This is a genomic window from Muribaculum sp. (genome assembly GCF_029051885.1).
In the GTDB taxonomy this organism is placed as follows: Bacteria; Bacteroidota; Bacteroidia; order Bacteroidales; family Muribaculaceae; genus Muribaculum.
The window spans coordinates 1-3,899 of record NZ_JAIDKI010000112.1 but is presented as its reverse complement, the minus strand read 5'-3'; the positions used below and the strand labels follow the sequence as shown (position 1 = coordinate 3,899).

General features: G+C 49.9%; 2 protein-coding genes. Both read right to left on the bottom strand.

Annotation, left to right across the window (positions count from 1 at the left end; genetic code table 11):
* Window positions 1–747, bottom strand: a 747-nt coding sequence (gene hemW / locus K2I50_RS05000) for a radical SAM family heme chaperone HemW (protein ID WP_301025122.1), incomplete at its 3' end; no start/stop codon positions are given.
* 19 nt (window positions 748–766) lie between these two features.
* On the bottom strand, window positions 767–3,841 hold the full coding sequence (locus tag K2I50_RS04995) for a PD-(D/E)XK nuclease family protein (protein ID WP_301025121.1): 3,075 nt from the start codon (window positions 3,839–3,841) through the stop codon (window positions 767–769).
* Between the last annotated feature and the right edge of the window lie 58 nt (window positions 3,842–3,899).

The window sequence follows — 3,899 nt, the reverse complement described above, 5'->3', positions numbered from 1 at the left end:
GTCCCAGTATGAACTGTTGTGGCGCGAATGCATCCCGGGGAGGGCGAAATTTGAAATCTCGTAATGGCAGAATCCTTGTCGCGCTGTTGTCTCACAGAGAATATTGTACATCTCCTCCGACAGTTCCTGAGGAGCCTCTTTGATTTTCCCGGCCTGAAGCATCGTGTACAGTCGCGTCCCCGGCTCGTACGACAGGGCATATGCCGACAGGTGGGTGATGCCGCAGTCCAATAGCCGTAGCACGGAATCGCGCCAGGAATCAGCAGTCTGTCCCGGTAATCCATAGATGAGGTCGGCGCTTATATTGGATATGCCTGTCCTGCGTATTGTAGCGATTGCCTCAATTGCGTCCTGTGCAGAGTGGCGTCGCCCGACAGCCTGGAGTTCACTGTCATTTAGCGACTGCACGCCTATGCTTATTCGGTTTATCCCGACAGATATCATGTCATCCACGTGTCGAGCACTGATATCTTCGGGATTTGCCTCTATGGTAAACTCTTCCACATCTGATTTCGGCAGCAGAGAGGCGATTTCATTGAGTTCGCTGCACGACAATATTGACGGAGTGCCTCCTCCCATATATATAGTTCGTACGTGTGCATCGCCAAGTTCGTGACGCCGCATACTCCATTCTCGCGACAGTGACTCTACGAATGTGGCTCTGCCTCTGCTTCCGGAGGTAGAGAAGAAGTCGCAGTAGGCACATTTAGAGTGGCAGAACGGTATGTGTATATATATTCCGGCCATACATTGTAGGGGAGTGGGATCAGAGATTCTGACCGCAGATTGATTTATAATTGCAGAAACGGCAGTGGGCCGGATGTGGTGTGGGGGAGAAGGGTACAGTCGGGTCAAACAATGGAGCAAGCCTTTCGGCAAGCTCGCCAAGCACTTCATTGTTTAATTCGCGATAGTCCGACAGAGTGGCGTTGTTTATCGTCACATCCGGTATTGATTTCTCGGCGTTAAGTTTCCGGAATCTGAACAGCATTGGCTTGATAGGACCGTCATATCTCATATCCACATGCAATGCGTTGCAGTATAGGAACAGCTGAAGTATGGCCTTATGATGCTCTTTGCTATTGTTGACCGGAGTGAAAAGGTGGCTGAGATTTGCGACTTTCACATCGTCGCTGCCGGTTTTATAGTCGATAATCTCGATTATTCCGTCGCGACGGTCTATGCGGTCGATTACTCCGCGGAGATTTACCGATAGACTCTCCGATAGAGGGATGGAGGTCGAGAACTTACGCTCGGCATGGATGAAAGTAAATGGCGCACGCCGTTTTTCCAGGCGGAAAAGCAGCTTCATCTGTATGAGCATGATGTCGGCGAGCACACGCGCCTCTCCGTTGAGCGGAGTCGGATTTATATATTCGTCATCCTGATTGCCGGTGTCATTCAGATTTGGTAGACGATAGAAGTAGCGGTTGATTGCCGAGGTAATCAGTTTTTCAAGGCCTACAGTATCATTGGCCATTTTGTCGAGCATCTCCTCGCTCACTGTTACCTCATTGCGTGCGCCGCGCAAATGATTGTAAGAGTATTCCGCCACTTGGTGGAGCACGCTTCCGAAAGTGCTCTCATCCATATAGTCGGTGACCTCTCCTTCATCTTTGAGGCCGCGGAGATAGTGGAGGCAGAATTTAAGCGGACAGCTGAGATAGGTATTTATTGCCGATGGCGACAGATATCGGCGTGTGCCCTCTAAAGCGCGGTACGATTCAATAATTTCCATCAGTTTCTCGTCCTTGGCAATGGCTATGTCATTGGGCGGGGTCGGAGCAGGCATACTGAATGCTGCGCTCTTAAGCGTCATATGTGTCGAAGGATAATGGTGTATCAGCTGATATATATATCGCGACATGTCGCCCGAATTCAGAGCTTCGGTGCGTGTGTCGTATATAAGAGTCACATTCTGTGCCGCCGATATCATCCTGTAGAAATAATACGCGAATATGCATTCCTGAAACTCCATCGTGGCCATGCCGAAGCAGCGGCGAAGGATGTTGGGGATGAACGAACGTGTAAACTGGCGTTTGGGGAATATGCGCTCGTTCATCGACAATATTATCAGGTTGTCGAAGTTGAGGGCCCTTGTCTCGAGTATGCCCATTATTTGCAGACCCTTCAGCGGCTCTCCTGTGAAACTGACTGTTTCGGCATCTACCACACTGCGTATCAAGTGGAAGAAAGTAGCCTCGCGCATAGTGACCCGGTATCTTGCCGCTGTGTCGCGGAGTTGTTCTACGCTTTGGCGGTAACGCGACAGGAATCCGACTTCCAGTGTCACCGGACCCGGTGCCTCCACTGCTTCCGGAGGCAGTAGTAGAAAATCATTGTCTGCGGTGTCGGTAAGAATATCGGGCGAGTTCTGTTCAGGGTGGGTATTGCTGTCAGTCGATTGCAATATTTTCAGTTCATGCTCGAGAAACGACACAAGCTGCAGTGTGTAATCAAACACCTCGGTGCCTGAGTGCAGGTCATCGACCGGATAAAATATCTTTCCGACAGATTGCCATGTGTCGCGTAGATATTCGGCCGGTATGCTGAACATGCGCTTACTGCTGATATCCTTGCGGATATCTTCACATACCTCCGGGGCTATGCGCGCAAGCAGCGGATTGGCAAGGACGTCGCACACATCCTCGTAGAAGAAGCACCATGCGCCACGTATCTTCCTTGCTTTGAGGTGCATGGTCATCACACTGCGCATCAGGGCTGCCGCAGGGGTCAGTTTCATAGGATACCCCATCGTGATGTTGACCGACGGAATAGAGTCGGGGAGTGAATGGAGCAACTCAATGAATAAATCCTCCGAAGGTAGCACTACAGCAGTGTCAATCGCGTTATCCGGATTGGCGATGCGGCCGTCGGCTACCATGCGCTCAAGCAGCCGTCCGGTATATTTTACCTGTCCTACATTCGATGGTATGCCAATCACTTCAATCTCCGGCAATCGTGTGGTATCTTCTTCCGTAATGTCGTATAGCGATGGGAACAACTTTACATACCTGCGTATGAAGTGTGTGGCCATATTGTCGGTGCGGAGTTCTTCAGGGAAGGAATAATCCCAATAGAAATCGGCAATACCCATTTCGTGCAGTCGAGAGAATATGCTGAGTTCCGAAATCGACAGTACATTGAATCCGACCAGAATTATACGGCGGTATGGTATGTCGTCAAGGGTCATCTCGGCAAATTTTTCCGCAACTTCGCGGTATTGCATGCCCGAGTAGCAAAGTCCGCGCTCTGAAAGCGATTCGCGGAACTGTCGGTACAATGGCTCGAGAATTTCCCAGAGTCGCATAAACGATTCGCGGTTGGTATGCGGCTCTCGCGGATTGTCAAGATGTGTCCAGAAACGGTCGATATTGTCAAGCGGTATCTGTGCTCCCCAATATTTGTTGATTATCTCCTTTTGCTGTGGTGTGAGATAATCCGCATTTATTTCCTTGTAATTTTTCAGATTGCGGAACAGCTGCGATGCATCGCTCAGATAACGGTCTACATCATTGAAGTCGCTCAATAGCATATCGCCCCAGAATACGAATCTGTCAAACTCTTCGATTTGTGGCGACAATCCGTTGTAGAGGTTGTAAAGCGTAAACAGCAGGTCGTATCGCGAGGCTACTACATAATCGGAAAAGTCGGCTATAAAGTCGCTGATGGTAGTTACCTCCGGTTCTATAAGCGGTGTGCCGGTTTGGGCATGGAGGCTGAGAAAATGCCGGAAGAATGTGGCGCTTCGCTTGTTGGGAAATACGAAGCAGAAATCGTCCATCGAGTCGGCATGACGGGCGAAGTATATGTCGGCGATACGTTTGAGAAACGGAATCATTGGTTGATTGGTATCGGCAATAATGAGATCAGGCCTTGAGATATATGCACATCCTTAC

Excerpts from the sequence above, each read along its gene's own strand:
- K2I50_RS04995 (WP_301025121.1), bottom strand. The coding sequence starts at position 3,841 with ATGATTCCGTTTCTCAAACGTATCGCCGACATATACTTCGCCCGTCAT.